This is a genomic window from Polaromonas jejuensis NBRC 106434, from assembly GCF_001598235.1.
GTDB classification, from domain to species: Bacteria; Pseudomonadota; Gammaproteobacteria; order Burkholderiales; family Burkholderiaceae_C; genus Polaromonas; species Polaromonas jejuensis.
Map to the genome: position 1 here is coordinate 37326 of NZ_BCYO01000010.1, position 17773 is coordinate 55098.

13 protein-coding genes are annotated in these 17773 nt (G+C 62.7%); 11 read left to right on the plus strand and 2 right to left on the minus strand.

Annotated features, from left to right (window positions below; translation table 11 throughout):
- Nucleotides 1-7: 7 nt before the first annotated feature.
- Nucleotides 8-3496, minus strand: a complete 3489-nt coding sequence (locus PJE01S_RS13205; protein ID WP_084389530.1) for a DEAD/DEAH box helicase — start codon at nt 3494-3496, stop codon at nt 8-10.
- A 246-nt stretch (nt 3497-3742) separates the two neighbouring features.
- Nucleotides 3743-4429 (minus strand): GntR family transcriptional regulator, encoded by a 687-nt coding sequence (locus tag PJE01S_RS13210; protein WP_068834097.1) that lies wholly within the window; start codon nt 4427-4429, stop codon nt 3743-3745.
- 176 nt (nt 4430-4605) lie between these two features.
- Between PJE01S_RS13210 and PJE01S_RS13215 the strand changes: the two genes are divergently transcribed.
- The 11 genes from PJE01S_RS13215 to PJE01S_RS13265 all read left to right on the plus strand — a co-directional run bounded on the left by PJE01S_RS13215 (nt 4606) and on the right by PJE01S_RS13265 (nt 17745).
- Nucleotides 4606-6009: an FAD-binding oxidoreductase gene (locus tag PJE01S_RS13215; protein WP_068834098.1), complete on the plus strand. Its 1404-nt coding sequence runs from the start codon at nt 4606-4608 to the stop codon at nt 6007-6009.
- A 48-nt stretch (nt 6010-6057) separates the two neighbouring features.
- On the plus strand, nt 6058-7368 hold the full coding sequence (locus tag PJE01S_RS13220) for an ABC transporter substrate-binding protein (protein WP_068834099.1): 1311 nt from the start codon (nt 6058-6060) through the stop codon (nt 7366-7368).
- 32 nt (nt 7369-7400) lie between these two features.
- Complete coding sequence (locus PJE01S_RS13225) at nt 7401-8336, plus strand: carbohydrate ABC transporter permease (RefSeq protein ID WP_084389531.1); 936 nt, start codon at nt 7401-7403, stop codon at nt 8334-8336.
- An 8-nt stretch (nt 8337-8344) separates the two neighbouring features.
- On the plus strand, nt 8345-9187 hold the full coding sequence (locus PJE01S_RS13230; protein ID WP_068834100.1) for a carbohydrate ABC transporter permease: 843 nt from the start codon (nt 8345-8347) through the stop codon (nt 9185-9187).
- Nucleotides 9188-9192: 5 nt separating this feature from the next.
- Entirely contained in the window at nt 9193-10245 is a 1053-nt protein-coding gene (locus PJE01S_RS13235) for an ABC transporter ATP-binding protein (protein ID WP_068834101.1), read from the plus strand.
- 313 nt (nt 10246-10558) lie between these two features.
- A complete protein-coding gene (locus PJE01S_RS13240; RefSeq protein ID WP_068834102.1) occupies nt 10559-11923 on the plus strand; it encodes an extracellular solute-binding protein in 1365 nt (454 codons plus the stop codon).
- Between the two features lie 97 nt (nt 11924-12020).
- Nucleotides 12021-13313: a carbohydrate ABC transporter permease gene (locus PJE01S_RS13245; RefSeq protein ID WP_218017519.1), complete on the plus strand. Its 1293-nt coding sequence runs from the start codon at nt 12021-12023 to the stop codon at nt 13311-13313.
- A 33-nt stretch (nt 13314-13346) separates the two neighbouring features.
- Nucleotides 13347-14147 carry a carbohydrate ABC transporter permease gene (locus tag PJE01S_RS13250; RefSeq protein WP_218017520.1) on the plus strand — a complete coding sequence of 267 codons (801 nt, stop codon included), beginning with the start codon at nt 13347-13349 and terminating at the stop codon, nt 14145-14147.
- Nucleotides 14147-15208 carry an ABC transporter ATP-binding protein gene (locus PJE01S_RS13255; RefSeq protein ID WP_068834104.1) on the plus strand — a complete coding sequence of 354 codons (1062 nt, stop codon included), beginning with the start codon at nt 14147-14149 and terminating at the stop codon, nt 15206-15208. Before PJE01S_RS13250 ends, PJE01S_RS13255 begins: the two co-directional genes overlap by 1 nt.
- Nucleotides 15147-16745 carry a glycerophosphodiester phosphodiesterase gene (locus tag PJE01S_RS13260; RefSeq protein WP_084389533.1) on the plus strand — a complete coding sequence of 533 codons (1599 nt, stop codon included), beginning with the start codon at nt 15147-15149 and terminating at the stop codon, nt 16743-16745. The genes PJE01S_RS13255 and PJE01S_RS13260 overlap by 62 nt, the downstream gene beginning before the upstream one ends.
- Nucleotides 16738-17745: a LacI family DNA-binding transcriptional regulator gene (locus tag PJE01S_RS13265; protein ID WP_068834106.1), complete on the plus strand. Its 1008-nt coding sequence runs from the start codon at nt 16738-16740 to the stop codon at nt 17743-17745. The genes PJE01S_RS13260 and PJE01S_RS13265 overlap by 8 nt, the downstream gene beginning before the upstream one ends.
- Nucleotides 17746-17773 lie beyond the last annotated feature (28 nt).

Consider the following 17773-nt stretch of genomic DNA (forward strand, 5'->3'; position numbering starts at 1 on the left):
TGCCCTGTCATGTTCCCAGTGGCCGCAGCAACTCTGCCACATCGCTTTCGGTAAACAGCGGCTGTTTACGCGCTTGCGAGCCGCTGTACATGCTCTCGGCCAGCGCCGCCTTGCGCTCTTGCAGCGCCAGTATGCGTTCTTCAATCGTGCCCTGGGCCACCAGCTTGTAAACAAAGACCTGGCTCTTTTGCCCGATGCGGTGGGCGCGGTCGGTGGCCTGGTTTTCCGCGGCCGGGTTCCACCACGGGTCGTAATGAATCACGGTGTCGGCCTGCGGCAGGTTCAAGCCCACGCCACCGGCCTTGAGGCTGATGAGAAACAGCGGCACCTCGCCAGAGGTAAAGCGCTCAATGATCTCATCGCGCTTTTGCGACTGGCCGGTGAGCTTGACCCATGGCATGCCGCGCGCCTTGAGCGCTTCCTCGATCAGCGTCAGCATGCTGGTGAAGGTCGAGAACAGCAGCACGCGCCTGCCCTCGGCCACCATTTCGGGCAGCAGCTCCATCAGGTGTTCCAGCTTGGCCGACTGCCTGATTTTTTTGGCCGAAGCCAGCGGCAGCAGGCGTGGGTCGCAGCACACCTGCCGCAGCTTGAGCAGGGCGTCCAGGATCTGGATCTGGGACTTTGCCAGCCCCTTGCTGGTCAGCGCATCCCGCACGGTTTTTTCGGTGCTCAGGCGTATGGTTTCGTAGAGGTCGGCCTGCTTGCCCGAGAGCTCGATGCTGGAGACGCTCTCGATCTTGTCGGGCAGTTCGGTGGCCACCTCGCGCTTGGTGCGCCGCAGCGTGAAGGGCGTGATGCGGCGGCGCAACTGCGCGAGTCGCTCGCCGTCCCCCTCCTTTTCGATGGGCGTGCGAAACAGTTCCTTGAAGCGCGCCTGGCTGCCGAGAAAGCCGGGCATCAGGAAGTGGAACAGGCTCCACAGCTCGCCCAGATGGTTTTCCATGGGCGTGCCCGACAGGCATAGTCGGTGGCGGGTCTGCAGCGCGCTGACCACCTGCGCGGCATGGGTGCTGGCGTTCTTGATGTTCTGCGCTTCGTCCAGCACCACCAGATGCCAGGGCTGTTCCAGCCAGCGTTCGCGGTCGCGCTGCAGCAGGGAGTAGGGCGCAATCACCAGATCGTGGGTGCTCATCTCGGCGGCCGCATCGTGCCTTTCCTTGCCGTGCAGCACCAGGGCGCGCAGCCCCGGGGTAAAGCGTTCGGCCTCGCGCCGCCAGTTGCCCATCAGGCTCACCGGCGCGACGATCAGGGCCGGGCGGGTGAGCCGGCCGGCTTCCTTTTCCGCCAGCACATGGGCCAGCGTTTGCAGTGTTTTGCCCAGGCCCATGTCGTCGGCCAGGATGCCGCTTAGGCCGTGCTGGCGCAAGAACTGCAGCCAGTTCAGGCCTTGCTGCTGATAGGGTCGCAGGCTGGCCTGCAAGCCGGCGGGCGCGGCCACCACGGGCAGCTGAACATGGCCGCTGAGCTGACGCACGGTGGTGCGCAGGGCCTGGGCGCCTTCCCACACCGCACCCTCGCCCAGGGCGGCGCTGGTGCGCAGCGCGTCCAGGCGCGAGAGCCTGAGGCTGTCTGCCGAAAAATTGTGCGCGCGGTCGCCCACCAGTTCCAGCAGCGCGGCCATCCATGGTTTGAGCGCGTCGGTCGGCAGCCGAATAAAGCCCTGGCCGCCGGGAGCCGGCAGGTAGACAAAGGGCGGCATACCGGGCTGGCCGGTGGCGGGGTCGGGCGGGCTGGCGGCCGCGGCGGCAATCAGCTCGGGCAGCCAGGGCAGGATGTTGTGGCGCTGGCCGTTGATCTCCATGCCCAGCGACAGCTCAAACCACGGTGAAGAGGCCTCGTCATCGCCCTGGGGCTGCAGCTGCACGCTGAGGCTGTCGGCGTGGGTGATCCAGCGTGCCAGGGCGTCGTCCAGCGTCACCTCAAAGCCGGCATCGCGCAGCACCGTGAAGCCGTTGTCGGCCCAGTGCAGCCAGTCCTGCTGGGGACCGTCGCCGGGGATGCCGAAGATGCCGCCATCGGTGGCCTTCAGCCCCAGGTCAAACAGACGGGTGATGGCGTCCAGCTCGGCTTCGGCGTCGCGCTGCAGCAGCACGCGCCCTTGGGGGCCATCGACCAGCACGGCCGTGCCCTGGCCGGCCCACCAGCCGCGATGGCCCTGGTAGTCAAAGCGCAGCCGAGCCTGGATCAGGCCCATGAACCGGACGTCTTCAGTAGGGTTGAGGCTCAGGTGCAGGCTGGCGGTGGGCGTGGCGCCGCTCAATCTGGTGAAGTCTTGCAGCACGGGCGGCAGGGGCAGTGCTGGCAGGCTGCCCAGGTGTCCCATCAGATTGACCTGGTGTTTTTGCAGGGCCGAAGTCCTGAGTGGCGGGGCCTTGAGCAGCAGCGCCAGTTGGGCGGGCGCAATGCCCGGCGTATCGACCGGCCCGCACAGGCCTTGCCCGGCGTCCAGGTAGAGCGGCGGGCTGTTCAGGCACAGCGTGGCGCCGAGTGTGTCCTTGGTGCCGGCAGGGCTCAGCCTGGCGCGCAAGGCCCAGCCGGGCCCGGTGGCTTGCGCGCCGGGCAACTCCTGCCAATGCCATTCCAGGGTCCGGGGCGGTCCCCACCGAATGGCGGCGCCCGGGCTGCCGCGGCCCTCGTTCATGAACAGCCGCCCGGTGCTGGCCGCCTGCTGCAGCGCCAGCAGGCCGGCCTGGCCGGCCAGGATGACACGCGGGCTGACACTGTAGGCCGAGTAGAAGTTGTCGCTGTTCGGCATGGCGCGCATGAGTTGCAGCACCTGCCGGTCCGCCTCGCTGGCCAGGTCGTACGCCGCCTGTCCCTCGTGGGGCGGGGTTCTTATTGATTTGGGCTTGGCCCAGCCGCCGCTGACTTTGGGGTAAGACACCATGGCTTCCAGTTGCAGCCGTGGTGTGGGGCCGGGGTCGCCGACGACCGTCAGCAGGTACAGATACTGTTCGGACCGGACCTGTTCATCCGTCCTGGCTGCTTCGGCGGGCCGGCCGCTGGCGCGGTCCAGCGCCTGCATCCATTGCAGCAGCTGCGCCTCGGCTTCCTGCCTGGCCTTGTCTTCGGCGCGGGCCAGGGCCGCCTGGCGCAAGGCTTCGGCCTGTTCGCGGCTGGGCACTGCGTGCAGCGCTGCACTGTTTGCCAGCTCCGGGCCCAGCAGGTGCAGGCCCTGGTAGGCCGCCTTGAGGGTCAGCGCCACGCCGTGCTTGCAATCGGCACCCACCGGGCAGCTGCAGTCGCTGAGCCAGTCAGCCAGCTGGCCATCAGGCAGCAGGGTCATTTCGACAGAGACCTCATAAGGCGCGCGCTGGCTGCCCTGCACCTGACCCTCCAGCAGCCAGTGATCCTTCAGCGGCTCGATGTCCAGGTGCAGCACATTCTGGCTGCGGTAGAGCAGCAGGCCGCGGCTCCAGGCACCCGAACTGCTCAGCCGCTCCAGCGATTGTGGGTTGAACCACAAGCCATTCTTCAGGGGATTGGTCTGCATGAAATAGGGGAATAGCCCTTATTTACAGGGCGTAGTTTGCTATTGAAAAAATAGCAAAAAGACGGCTGCCGGGTTTCAGGTTTTGGATGCCATTGTGAACATGCAGTTCAACTTGAGACAAGTGGCATATTTTACGGATTTTCGTTTAAAAGTTAGTGAGACAAACTGAAGAAGTTAATGAGACGACTTTGGGATATGTCTTCTTGACACGAAAGGTTTCTACATTGTCGTTCTTCTTTATTGACGCTACGCCGCCGGATCTCGCGCGGCCTTCGTTTGCAACGCACGGACGTAGGTGTCGCCCGATCCCTTGACGTGCACGATCATGAGTTTCTCGAAGGCCTCGAAATCGCCCTTGATGAAGAGCTTCAGGAACTTGCGGTGCTCCGAAAACGAGTCCGGACTGCGCACGTCGAGCGGCGCACTGAGGTTGGTTCGTAAGGCCGCGATCTTGCCGGCGGCGAGCTTGTAGGACTCCTGCAGGTACGTGTTCCCACAATGGGTGAACATCGCCTCGTGCAGCGATGTGTCGGCGCGGCCGTACGCCACCGTGTCGCGGCGCTTCACTGCCGATTCCATCTCGGCGATCGCTGCTTCGATGGCTCCCACGGTAGAGATTTTGTCGTTGCGATAAGCCAGCTCGGCCGCTCGCGGCTCGATCACGCAGCGGAACTGGCACAGCTCCGTCACGTCGTCGACAGTCGGGTAGAACACGAAGCTGCCCACCTGCGGCCTGACATGCACGAGGCCTTGCAGCTGCAACTGGTTCAGGGCTTCTCGCACGGGCGTGCGGCTGACGCCGAACGACTGCGCCAGCGTCTCTTCGGGGATTTGCGACCCCAGCGCCAACTCCCCCTCGATGATGGCCTGTCGCAAGCGCGCTGCGATCTGCACCGCCAGCGACTTGGCGGGCTCGAGTTTGAACGCCGTCATGCGCGCGTCCGGCGGGGTTGTTGTTCTCGGGGTTGTCGTCATCGCATTCATTGTGGACCATGAACGATTGCGGTTGCCGCGCGGGGCCCGCGGCGATCGCCAAACTCAGGGAATGTACTAATGAACATTAGTGTCTTACATACAAGAATACATGAAGTTAGCAACTCCGTCATTCCATGAACCCCAGCAGCCACGCCGCAATTGCCGCCCTACGGGCCCGCCTTGGAGCCGTGACCGTTCTGACCGGCTCCGATGTGCCGGTGCGCAACACGAACGACTGGAGCCCGCAGCCGCCAGAGCAGCCACTCGCCGTGGTCCGTCCGGCCGGTACCGATGACGTCTCGGCCGCGCTGCGCATCTGCCACGAAGCCGGCCTGGCGGTGGTGCCGCAAGGTGGGCTGACCGGCTTGTGCGGTGGCTCGCGGCCGATCGCCGATGCGATCGCCCTGTCGCTGGAGCGCATGGTCGGCATCGAAGAGATCGACGCCGACGCCGGCACCATCACGGTTCTCGCGGGAACGCCGCTGGCGGTGGTGCAGCGCGCGGCCGACGATGCGGGGTTCTTCTTTCCGCTCGACCTGGGTGCGCGCGGCTCGTGCGCGATCGGCGGCAACCTGTCGACCAACGCCGGCGGCAACCGCGTGATTCGCTACGGTATGGCGCGCGAGATGACGCTCGGGCTCGAAGTGGTGCTGCCCGACGGCACCGTGGTGACGAGCCTGAACAAGATGCTGAAGAACAATGCCGGTTACGACCTCAAGCACCTGTTCATCGGCAGCGAAGGCACGCTTGGGGTTATCACCCGCGCGGTCTTGCGCATGCATCCGAAACCGGCCTGCACGATGGTCGCGATGTGCGCGCTGAAAGACTACGCTGGCGTGCTGGCGCTGCTGGCCGCGGCGCGCCGCGACCTCGGTCCGCTGCTGTCGGCCTTCGAAGTCATGTGGCCCGACTATTGGGATGTGGCCACGCAGCAAGTCTCGGGCGTGCGCAATCCGTTCGAGGGTGACGCGACCACCCACGGCGCGTATGTGCTGATCGAGGCGCTCGGCACCGATCCTGCCATCGATGTTCCCCGCTTCGGGACCTGGCTCGAAACCCAGCTAGAGCTCGGCCATGTGCCGAACGCGGTGGTCGCGCAGTCGATGTCCGACGCCGCGGCGCTGTGGGGCGTGCGCGATGCCTGCTCCGAATTCATTCAGGCGATAGGCCCGCACCTGCCCTTCGACGTCGGCCTGCCCACCGCCGACATGGACGACTACGCGCGTCGCTGCCGCGACGACCTGGCTGCTCGCATCCCGGGCGCCCGGAGCATGTACTACGGCCACATCGGCGATGGCAACCTGCACCTGATCGCCTGGCTGCCCGGCGCGGCCGAGCCGCCCAAGCAGGCCATCGAGGAAGTGGTCTACGGCCTGGTGCGCGAGTTCCACGGCAGCGTGTCGGCCGAGCACGGCATCGGCACCTTGAAGAAGCCCTGGCTCGGCCACGCCAGAACGCCGGAAGAGATCGCGCTGATGCGCACGCTCAAGAAAGCCCTCGACCCCAAGGGCATCCTCAACCCGGGCAAGGTTGTCTAGTGCAGTGTTGCACGCTATCTGGAACATAAAAACCTGAAGGAGACTGACATGAAACTCGCGTTCCGAACCTTGGTGTTGAGCGGCTTGGCCGCCGGCACATGGCTGCTGGCCTCGCCCGCCACGGCGCAAAGCTTCGACTGGAAGCACTTCAACGGCGAGACGCTCAACGTGCTGCTGAACAACCACCCCTGGTCGAACGCGATTCGCGATCTCGCGCCGGAGTTCACCGCCAAGACCGGCGTCAAGTTGCGCATCGAACTTCTCAACGAAGACCCGCAGCGTGCGCGCCTGGGCACGCTGCTGCAGGCGAAGTCGTCGGACATCGACGTCTTCAACTCGCTGCAGATCCGCGAAGGCGCGGTCTATGCCAAGGCCGGCTGGTATGCCGATCTCACCCCGTACGTCAACAACCGCACGCTCACCGCGCCTGACTTCAACCTCGAAGACTTCGGCGAAGGCCTGCGCAAGACCGCGACCTTCGGCGGCAAGCTGGTGGCGCTGCCGATCAACGTCGAAGGCCCGCTGTTCTACTGGCGCACCGACATCTTTGCGAAGTGCAAGGTCGAGGTCCCGGCCTTCCTCGAAGACATCCCGGTCGCTGCCGCCAAGCTCAAGGCCTGCGACCCCAATCAGGGCGTGTGGGCATCGCGCGGCGTGCGCAACGCGATCCCTTACGCGATGGCGAGCTTCGTCTTCAACAGCGGCGGCGATTTCAAGTCGACCGACAAGAAACAGCCCGGCCTGTGCCAGCCCAAGACGATTGCCGGCATCTCGATGTACGCGGATCTGCTGAAGACCTACGGCCCGGTCGGCGCCACCAACCATAGCTTTCCGCAGGTCGTCGAGTTGCTGGGGCAGGGCAAGATCGCAATGACGCACGAGTCGTCGAACGAATTCTCGAATGTCATGAAGTACCCGGGGCGCGAGGGCGACCTGCAGATCAAGGTGCTGCCCAAGGGGCGCGATTCTGGCATCTCCAAACCGATAGCCTTCGGCTTCGGTCTGTCGATCTCCGAATTCTCGAAGAAGAAGGACGCCGCCTGGTACTTTGTGCAATGGGCGACCTCGGCCGAGGTCGAGACCAAGCTGGTGGCCAAGGGCGTGGCGCCGCCGCGGGCATCGGTGTTCTCGGGCCCGGCGATGAAGGCCTGGGCGAGCGAGAAGCCGGTGCGCCAGCAATGGGTCGATGCGCTGCGCGAGATCAGCCGCACCGGCACCGGCGACTACGCGTCGCCGACCGATCGCGTGCCCGAGACGCGCGAGATCATCGGCCGCGCGGTGCAGGAGGTCGTGCTCGGTCAGAAGACCGCGAAGTATGCGGCCTGCGCCGCCGACGCCGACCTGGCCAAGCTGCAGTAGCCACATCGGCTGCGCCGGCTGGAGCGAACCCCATGAAAAGCATCGTCGTCGCGTCCGCGGCCCATGCCCCCGCAGGCAGTGCGGCCGGCATTGAGCCGCGCCCTGCGTTCGGGCAGCAAAGCCTGTCGCTAGCCTGGATGATGTGGCCGGCCGTCCTGTTCGTCGGCGCGATGATCATTTTCCCGCTCGTGTACGCGGTGTGGATCTCGTTGTACGACGCCTCGCTCGGTGCCGAGCCGCGCTTCGTCGGCCTGGGCAACTACCTCGGCCTGATGCAGGACCCGGAGTTCCGCAACGCCTTCAAGGTGACCTGGCTGCTCTACGGAGCGGCGTTGTCCATGCAACTCGTGCTCGGCACCTGGCTCGGCGTGGTGCTCAACGGCGTGAAGTGGGCGCGCAACCTGGTGTGCACGATCGCGATCACGCCCTTCATGCTGCCGCCGGTGGTCGTAGGCATGATGGCCATGGTGCTACTCGACCCCTCGGTGGGCATCGTCAACTGGTTCATCGGCCTGATCGGAATTCCGCCGCAGCTGTGGCTGGCCCATCCCACCTGGGTGCTGGCCAGCGTGGCGATGGTCGACACCTGGCAGTGGGCACCGTTCGTGGCGCTGCTCGTGCTGGGCGGCTTGCAGTCTTTGCCAGTCAGTGTGTTCGAAGCGGCCGAAGTCGACGGCGTGATCGGCTGGCGTCGCTTCGTCTTCGTGACGTTGCCGCTGCTCGGCCCGACGCTGCTGACTGCGGCGGTGCTGCGCTCGGTGGACCTGCTGCGCTTCTTCGACCTGGTCTTCATCGCCACCCGCGGCGGCCCGGGCAATGCGTCGACCACGATGAACATGTACGCCTACCAGCAAGGCTTCGAGTTCTCGCGCTTCGGCTGGGCCTCGGCGTCGATGATCACGTTGTCGCTGGTCGTGCTGTGCACGGTCGTGGTCTTCGCTCGGCTGCGGCGCGCCGTCTCATGGTGAGGTCTTCGATGAGCCATTCTTCCGCGTCCCCCTTGCGCCCTCGCAGCGCGCTCTCGCTGCTGGTCGGGCGGCTGCAGGTCATCCTGATGCTGATGGTGGTGCTGCTGCCGATCGCCTGGATGCTGCTGGCCTCGTTCAAGCACAGCGTCGACGTGATGAGCTTGCCGCCCAAACTGTTCAACGTGCCCACGCTGGACAACTACCGCGAGCTCCTTGTCCGCACCGATTTCCTGCACAACACCTGGAACAGCCTGGTCGTGGCCACCGGCGCCACGGTCCTGGGTCTGGTCTTGGCCATTCCTGCGGCGTTCGCGATCTCCTGGCACCGCATGACCTGGCCAGCGACGCTGACGCTGTTCGCCCGGATGGCGCCCGGCACGCTGTTCCTGCTGCCCTGGTTCGTGCTGTTCTCCAAGCTCGACCTCGTGGGCAGCTACACGGTGCTGATCCTCACGCACGGCGCGATCACGGTGCCGGTGGCGCTGTGGACGCTGCTGCCGTACTTCGACGGCGTGCCGCGCGCGCTCATCGAATCGGGTCAGATCGACGGTTGCCGGCCGTACAGCATCCTGCTGCGCATCGTGCTGCCGCTGGTGGTTCCGGGCGTCGTGGTGGCGGCGATCCTGTGCTTCGTTTTCACCTGGAACTACTTCCTGTTCGCGCTGGCGCTGTCGGGCTTCGACACAAAGACCGCCATCGTCGCATCGTTCAATTTCGTCGGCGAGGGCGTCACCAACTGGGGCGCGCTGATGGCCGCTGCCTCTATGATCGCGCTGCCGCCTCTGGTGCTCGCGCTGCTGGTGCAGCGGCGTCTGGTGTCCGGCCTCGCGGTCGGCGCCGTGAAGGGATAAATAGCATGTCGGTTCTTTCGATTCGCAACGTCGTCAAGCGCTACGGCGCCGTCGAAGTCATCCACCGCCTGAGCTTCGACATCAACGCCGGCGAATTCGTCGTTTTCGTCGGGCCCTCGGGCTGCGGCAAGTCGACGCTGCTGCGCATGATCGCCGGCCTCGAGGAGTTCCAGGACGGCGAGATCGCGATAGGCGAGCGTGTCGTCAACGGCCTGCGCCCCTGGCAGCGTGACATCGCGATGGTCTTCCAGGACTACGCGCTGTACCCGCACATGTCGGTGCGCAACAACATCACCTTCAGCCTGAAGATGGCGCGCACCGACCCGGCGCAGGTGCAGAAGAAGCTGGACTATGTTTCGGGCGTGCTGCAGATCGGCCACCTGCTGGACCGCAAGCCGCGCGAGCTCTCCGGCGGGCAGCGGCAGCGCGTCGCGATGGGGCGCGCGATGGTGCGCGACCCGAAGATCTTCCTGTTCGATGAGCCGCTGTCGAACCTCGACGCCAAGCTGCGCGTGGACATGCGCGCCGAGATCAAGCAACTCCATCAGCGGCTGCGCGCGACCATGGTCTACGTGACGCACGACCAGGTCGAGGCGATGACGCTGGCCGACCGGATCGTCGTTCTGAAGGATGGCCACATCGAGCAGGTCGGCACGCCGGCCGAGCTGTACGCGGCGCCGCAGTCGCGCTTCGTCGCCAGCTTCATCGGCTCGCCGGCGATGAACTTCCTGCCGGTCGACGTGGCCGACGGCGCATTCGCGCTACCGGGCGGTGGGCAGTTCAGCGGGGCCAGCGCAGACCGCCACTACACCGGCAAGGCCGACTTCGGGATCCGCCCCGAACACCTGGCGGTCAGCACCGACGGCCCGGCCATCAGCGGGCGCGTCGCGCTGATCGAGCCGCTCGGCGCCGACACGCTGATCAACGTTAGCGTTGGCGACCACCAACTGGTGGCGCGCCTGCCCGGCGATGCCTGCCCGGAACTCGGCGCGTCGATCCGCCTGGCCTTCAACCCCACGAAGGCCGCGCTGTTCCGGCCCGAGGGGCCGCGGCTCTAGACGAGGGGCGGCAGGGATTCATGTAAAAAAACTGTTTGCGCCGATGCCAATTTGAGCAGTTTGAGTGGCATGTGCCGACTTTGCACTGAGCATGGTATTTACTCGGAGCAGGTTTTCCTGTGTGCTCAACAGAAGAATTGCTCTGGTCATTTGGAGATCGGCCCATGGGGTTCATATACGGACACCCCTGTGTCTGTGATCGTCACAATTTTGACACTTTGCCGCATCAAAATACCATCTATGAACACGTGTTCACATTGGATGGGGTAGCTTTGTCGACTCCTGGATTGACCTTGAATATCGGAGAAAACGCATGGTGACGACCAAATCGGTCAAACGGATTCTGAAGCATGGCCTTCTGGTCGCCTCGATGACCTGTGCAGGCCTGGCGTACGCCGCTGACTACAAGATCTCGGTGGTTGCGGGCGGCTCCGGCCCCAATGACAGTTACCGCGTGGACGCGATCGAGATGGCCGCTGACCTGCTGATGAAAGAGGCAGCTGCCAAGGGCGAGCCCCTCCACATCACCGTCGAAAAACGCAGCTATCCCGACTGGGACAACTTCAAGCAGGCAGTCACGCTCGCGGCCGAATCCGGGAAAGCGCCCAACATCGTGGTGACCGGCCATGAAGATATCGCGTCCTGGGCGCAGTCCGGCCTGATCGTACCGATCGAAGACTATCTCGATATGGCTTCCTGGCCGATCAACAGCCTCTACCCGAACCTGCTCAAGGTCGCGTCGTTCAATGGCAAGGTCTACGGCCTGCCGCAGGACACGGAGGCCCGCCCTTTCTTCGCGTGGAAAAACCATCTCAAGCAAATCGGTTACACCGACAAGATGATCGAAGCGCTGCCGAACAAGGTCAAATCCGGCGACTACACGCTATACAGCATGCTGAACGATGCCAAGAAGGCGCAGGACAAGGGCCTCGTGGCGCCGGGCTACGGCTTCTATCCCCGTCCCACCAGCGGTCCGGACTACTGGCAGTTTTATGTGAGCTTCGGCGGCCAGGTGCAGGACCCCAAAACCGGCCGGCTGGTCTTTGACAAGCAAGCCGCACTCAAGACCTATCAGTTCTTCATCGACGCAGTGAAGATGGGTGTGACGCGCAAGAACCACTTGGGCACCCCCTGGGATCAGTGGTACCACGAGGTCGCCACCGGCAAGGTGGCCTTCTGGAATGGCGGCACCTGGCACTATGCGCGCTACACGAGCAAGGAAGGCCTGAAGGACTTTTTCGCCAACATCCAGTTCAGCCTGATTCCCGCCGGCGACAAGACAGGCAAAGCCAATACGCTGAGCCACCCCGTCGTCTACCTGATCACCAAGCAGGGTGATGACGCGCAGAAGGAGATCGCGGCCAAGCTTGTCGCCATCGCCTCCGAGCCGCGGATCAACGCCTTGCATGCGATCAAGTCGGCCCATCTGGGAATCAGCCCGCAGGAGGCGAACATCGGTCTGTACCGCAGCGACCGCTGGGCCACGGCAGCAACCGCGAGGCTCCTGCCGTACGCCTACGCGATGCCGAACGATACCGACCTGGGCAACTTGTGGAACAGCTACTGGAAGGGCCTGGAAGCGGCCTGGAGCGGCAAGAAAACGGCACAAGAGGCTGTGACGGATGCCGAGAAGGAAATTCGCGGCGGCAACCTGGCCAACAGGGTTGTGATCCGATAACAAGGCGCCTCTGAACAGATTGTCAGAGCCCCCAGAACGCCAGGCGATGATCCGCCTGGCCCCACCGAAATAAAGCATGATGAAGAGATCACATACATTGGGGCTGGCGATGCTTGCGCCGGCACTGATCTTTGTGCTGCTGTTCTTTCTGTTGCCGGTCGTCATGACCGCCGTTTTCTCATTGACCAACATGAGTACGGCCACTGGCATCAGTAATGGCACCTACCAGATCTCACCTTCGGCATTGAAGAGCTTGTCCAGTGAATTCGACCTGCCGGATCTGGCCAACAAACTGAGTGAAACCCGCTACACCGTTGATCGCAAGGGACTGGATGCGCTCAAAGCCAGCGGGGGCGATCAGGGCTTTGTGAATGAAATCGACACAAATCTCCTGGGACGCAGTTATGAACAGCGTCGGGATATCGAGGGCGCATTGCGCGACCTGCGCAACAGCCCGGCGAATATTCGGGAGGTCAAAAAAGTTGCGGACGTATTCCAGCGTTCGGTGGGCACAACGAAGTTCGAAAGTGCCGAGTCCTTGCTTGAAGCGATCTCCCGCGCCGGCGTGTCGCTCAGGCCCGCAGAGCAACGAGCCGTCGCCACGGCGAGCTACACCGGATGGGCATGGACGACCGACAACTACAAGCGCATGACGTCGACCCCGGACACCCGAAAGATACTGACCAATACCCTGCTGTATGTTTTCGGCACTCTGAGTCTTTTCAACATTGGCTTTGCCCTGGTGCTGGCCATTTCAACCCACTATCTGCCTCAAAAGCCAGCCGGCTGGATTCGCGGCATCTGGTTGCTGCCGCGTATCACACCGCCGGTGCTGTATGTGCTGCTCTGGAAGTGGTTTGCGTGGGACACAGGTTTCATTTCGGCTGTGATGTCGGCGTTCGGCGTACCGGCCCGAAACTGGATGCTCGACTCCACCGCCAACACCTGGACATTCGTGATCCTGATCAATGGTTTTGTCGGGGCTTCGATGGGCATGCTGGTGTTCTCATCGGCCATCAATGCGATTCCGAAAAGCCAGTTCTGGGCCAGCGATGTCGACGGAGCCAACCGCCTCCAGCAGATCCGCTACATCGTTCTGCCGCAACTGCGTTGGCCAATTCTGTTCGTGACGTGCTACCAGACCCTTTCGTTGCTGACGTCGTTCGAATACATCCTGCTGGCCACCGATGGCGGTCCCGGGGGCACGACCGAGGTCTGGGCCCTGCACGCCTTTCACACCGCGCTGCGCAACTACGCCGGCAACCTGCAGTACGGCTATGGCGCCGCACTCGCGATGATTCTCGTCTGCATCGGCCTGTTCCTGTCCGCCCTTTACCTGAAGCTGTTCCGTTTCAAGGAATTGGTTGCCAAGCCGCGAATCGAGATCTAGGAGGAGCCGATGTCTCACCACCGATCAAACACCTTGCTGCTCGCCGTTTTCAGCCTGCTGAGCGCGCCGCTGTTCCTGATGTACGCGTATCTGTTCATCGATACGTTTTCCAACACCCGGGCGGGTGAGCTTCTTCCCCACCAGTTCACGCTGGAGCATTGGCGCTTCCTGTGGCAGGACCTTCCAGGGAAACCGGGTATCTGGAGCGTGACATTGAATACGCTGGTTTTCGCCACGGTCACCACTTTGCTGGTTCTGGTGGTTTCCTCCGCCGCCGCCTATGCGTTGTCACGCCTGAACATGCCTCTGAGACGGTTCTTTCTGGGGGGCGTGATGGTTTTGCATGCCTTTCCGACCGTCACGCTGCTGATCGCGACATTCCTGATCCTGCAGTATGTCGGCCTTTACGACACCATCCTCGGCGTGATTATCGTGAAGACCTCGCTCGAACTCCCGTTCGGTATCTGGATTCTGAAGGGCTTTTACGACACCGTTCCCTGGGAGATTGAAATGGCTGCCATCCAGGATGGTGCCAGCCGTTTCCGGGTCTGGCGCGAAATCGTCTTGCCGCTGGTCAGGCCGGCTCTGGTGTCGCTCGGAATCTTCTCCTTCCTGGCGGGGTGGAGCGAATACCTGCTTCCGCAGGTGCTGGCCCCCGGAAACAACGCGCAGGTGTTGTCCGTTTATCTCGCCGGGCTGATCGCCGACGATAACAACTTCGACATGGCGACATTCAAATCCGTTGGACTGTTCTATGCCGCACCGGTCATGATTCTGTTCGTGATCTTCCAGAAGCAGTTGATGAATATGTATGGTGGAGGGAATAAAGGCTAATGGGTATCCAGATCCGTAATTTGACGAAAAGGTTCGGCGACACCGCCGTCATCGAAAACATGAACCTGGACATCGCGCCGGGTGAGATGGTAGCGCTGCTCGGTCCGTCCGGCTGCGGCAAGTCCACCACCTTGTTCGCGGTCAGCGGCATCCATCGAGTGGATGACGGCCAGATTCTGATTTCCAGTCGGGATGTGACGCATGCCCCGCCGCAACAACGCAATGTCGGCGTGACCTTTCAGTCCTATGCACTGTACCCGCACATGACGGTGGAGCAGAACATCGGATTTCCGCTGAAGGTCCGAGGGGAAACCGCTGCCGAGGTCAGGCGCAAGGTCGCGGAAATCGCCGAACTCGTGCGCATCGACGACCTCCTTCAGCGCAAACCGGCCGCGCTGTCCGGTGGTCAGCAGCAACGCGTGTCGCTGGCACGGGCCATTGTCCGCCGGCCTGATGTGTTGCTGATGGATGAACCCCTGGCCAACCTCGACGCCAACCTGCGCATCGAGATGCGCACCGAAATCCGCCGGATTCAGCAGGAATCCGGCATCACCGCCATCCTGGTCACGCACGATCAGGTCGAGGCGATGAGCATGTGTGATCGCATCGCGCTCATGCAACACGGCAGGGTCGTGCAGGTCGATACGGCGGTACAGATGTACAACAACCCGACCCATGCCTTTGTCGCCGGGTTTCTGGGCAATCCACCGATCTCTTTTCTGGATGGTGCTCTGGACACACAGCGTTTTGTCCATGAGAGCGCGCAGGTCGCCCTCGCGCTTGATGCGATGCCCGATGGCGGGCGCCGAAAGGTCCGGGTGGGATTGCGCCCCGAACACGTGGAGCTGAAATCAGCAGGCGCGAACCACGCGATCGTCAGCTTCATTGAACATCAGGGTCGTGAAATCCTGTACGACCTGAAGCTCTCGAGCGGCGACGTCGTCCGCACCATTCAATCTGCCAAGGGGGATCTCAAGCTCGGTGAGGCAGTCCGCTGGCATGTCGCACCTGAACATGTTCTGGTCTTCGATGAAAAGGGAGATCGTCTGCATGTCGCGTGAACAACGGCGGAGCTTGCTCGCAGGACTCACACGGCCCAAGCCGCTGTGCATTGCCCATCGGGGAGCCAGCGGCCACCGGCTCGAAAATACCCTGGAAGCCTTCGAGCTGGCGGCCCGTCTGAACGCCGACATGTGGGAGATCGATGTTCAGTTGACAGCCGATGGTGTCTGCGTGGTCAGTCACGACGACAACCTGAACAAGAACGCCGGCGTGGATGTCCGGATTCAGGACGTGTCGTACGAGCGGCTGAGGGCGTATCGGCTGCACAACGGGGAGCCGGTCCCCAGCGTTCGCGAAGTCATCCAACTGGCCAGGCAAACAGGTTGTGGCCTGTATATCGAGTTGAAGGCCGAAGGCTCGGGGCCGAAAGTGGTGGATCTGCTGAAGGAGATGAACTTCAGCAACGTGGTGATCGGCTCTTTCAAGACATCACGCCTGGCCGAACTGGCCGCGCTGCACTGCCCCTACCCCTTGTCGGTGCTGGTGCCAGCCGGCGCAGACCCGTTTTCCCTGGCCGAGACCGGCTGCGCCGACATGATCCACCTTTGCTGGGAAAAGGCATCTGATACGCCGCATGAACTGCTGAGCGACGAATTGATCGCCAAGGCCCAGGCGCGTCAGTTGCCGATTGTCATCTGGCACGAGGAACGTGCGAACGAAATCGCCCGGCTCATGCGGATGCCGGTATGGGGGATCTGCAGTGACCTGCCGGAAATGGTCAGCGCTTATCACCCGCATCCGGACAACCCTATCCAGATCGTCTGCCACCGCGGTGCGAACACCATCGCACCCGAGAACACCTTGGCCAGCGCAGAACTCGGATACCGCATGGGTGCCGAGACCATCGAACTGGATCTGAACACCACGGCCGACGGGCAACTGGTGGTGATTCATGATGACACCCTTGACAGAACCACCAATCTGAACGGGCCGGTCTGTCAACGCACCTTGGCGGAATTGTCGCTGTGTGACGCGGGCTCATGGTTTCACCCGAATTACCGTACCGAGGAGGTCAGTGCCTTCGTTACTTACCTGGCGCTGGCCGATCGTTACCAGAAGTCGTTGTTCGTCGAACTCAAGGCCGCGAACGCGGGCCGCGTGATGGAGGAAGTGGCGGCGCGCAATGCGTGGTCGCGCTGCTTTTTCTGGAGCTTCGACTTCGCCAGCGTCGACCTGATTCAGTCCAACTATCCGCAGGCCAGAGTGATGCGGCGGCGTCAGGACTATCCCAACCTTGCGGTTCTGCTGGCGACAGGTACGCCCTATGTCGTGGAATACGACCACCTGATCGATGACTTGTCCGAGTTCGCGCAGTGCCGCGCCTCGGGTGCAAAGGTGATGGTCCGCTTCTTTGCGGACCAGCTCGACGCGGCCGTTGCCCTGATCGGCCTGAAGCCCGATATGGTGAACATTGATGATCCGTTCACCTTCAGCCGGGCCTATGGGATCTGGCTGAAATCCGGGTATCCGGGTATCGCGACGCCGTGTGAAGAATCCCAATCCATTCAAATAGCAGGTAGAACGCAGGATGCCTAAAAAGGTCACGGCGCAGGTGACAGCACAGGTCACTGCGCAGGAGGTCGCTGACGCAGCCGGGGTTTCCCGTGCTGCCGTTTCGCGAACCCTCTCCAACTCCGGATACGTTTCCGCGCAGGCCCGAAACAAGGTGCTGCAGGCAGCCAGCGCCCTCGGATACCGGGTCAACCACCTGGCCCGCGGCCTGAACAAGCTGCGCTCCGACCTGGTCGGTCTGGTGGTGGCCGATATCGACAACCCCTTCCGTAGCCAGCAACTCAAAGACCTGAGTGAAGCCTTGCTGGAAAACCAGTACCGCCCGCTCCTGATTCCCACCACGCAGGGGCGGGACAGTTCACAGGTGATCGACATGTTGATGCGCTATAGCGTATCCGGCGTGATCATCACCTCGGACACGCCACCTGCCGAAATTTATCGAAACTGTATCCGTCACCAGGTCCCGGTTGTGCTGATCAACAAGGCCGACCAACACCCGAAGGTTGACCGTGTTCTTTGTGACAACGCCAAGGGCATAGCGCTGTTGGCAGATTTTTTCCGTCAAGCGCAATGCCGGCAGGTCGCGGTCATCGCCACCAAAGAAGGCTCGTACAGCATTCAATGCCGTGAGCGTCTGTTCGTGCAACAGATGGCGGATCTGGGCATCCGGACCTCGGTGATCCGCGCGCCCAAACACGACTATCAGGGCGGGGCCATGGCCGCCCTGGAACTGCTGTCAATGCCTTCTTTGCCAGATGGCGCTTTCTGCACCAACGACTATCTGGCATTGGGTTTGATCGACCAACTCAAAGACAAGTTATCGCCATCGAGATTCAGGAAAATCCGCATTACCGGCTTTGACGATATACCGCAGGCAAGCTGGCTCAACTACCAGCTCACCACCATCAGGCAGTCGACCCGGGACCTCGCCGCCGCCGCGGTCGACCTGTTGAAGAGAAGGATCGACGATCCCGATCTCGAAGGGCAGACCGAAATCATCGATGTGCAGTTGGTCGCCCGATAAAAATACAAAGACTACAAGGACGCGTGAA

Excerpts from the sequence above, each read along its gene's own strand:
- PJE01S_RS13215 (WP_068834098.1), top strand. The coding sequence starts at position 4,606 with ATGAACCCCAGCAGCCACGCCGCAATTGCCGCCCTACGGGCCCGCCTT.
- PJE01S_RS13225 (WP_084389531.1), top strand. The coding sequence starts at position 7,401 with ATGAAAAGCATCGTCGTCGCGTCCGCGGCCCATGCCCCCGCAGGCAGT.
- PJE01S_RS13240 (WP_068834102.1), top strand. The coding sequence starts at position 10,559 with ATGGTGACGACCAAATCGGTCAAACGGATTCTGAAGCATGGCCTTCTG.
- PJE01S_RS13260 (WP_084389533.1), top strand. The coding sequence starts at position 15,147 with ATGTCGCACCTGAACATGTTCTGGTCTTCGATGAAAAGGGAGATCGTC.
- PJE01S_RS13210 (WP_068834097.1), bottom strand. The coding sequence starts at position 4,429 with ATGACGGCGTTCAAACTCGAGCCCGCCAAGTCGCTGGCGGTGCAGATC.
- PJE01S_RS13205 (WP_084389530.1), bottom strand. The coding sequence starts at position 3,496 with ATGCAGACCAATCCCCTGAAGAATGGCTTGTGGTTCAACCCACAATCG.
- PJE01S_RS13255 (WP_068834104.1), top strand. The coding sequence starts at position 14,147 with ATGGGTATCCAGATCCGTAATTTGACGAAAAGGTTCGGCGACACCGCC.
- PJE01S_RS13265 (WP_068834106.1), top strand. The coding sequence starts at position 16,738 with ATGCCTAAAAAGGTCACGGCGCAGGTGACAGCACAGGTCACTGCGCAG.
- PJE01S_RS13220 (WP_068834099.1), top strand. The coding sequence starts at position 6,058 with ATGAAACTCGCGTTCCGAACCTTGGTGTTGAGCGGCTTGGCCGCCGGC.
- PJE01S_RS13230 (WP_068834100.1), top strand. The coding sequence starts at position 8,345 with ATGAGCCATTCTTCCGCGTCCCCCTTGCGCCCTCGCAGCGCGCTCTCG.
- PJE01S_RS13235 (WP_068834101.1), top strand. The coding sequence starts at position 9,193 with ATGTCGGTTCTTTCGATTCGCAACGTCGTCAAGCGCTACGGCGCCGTC.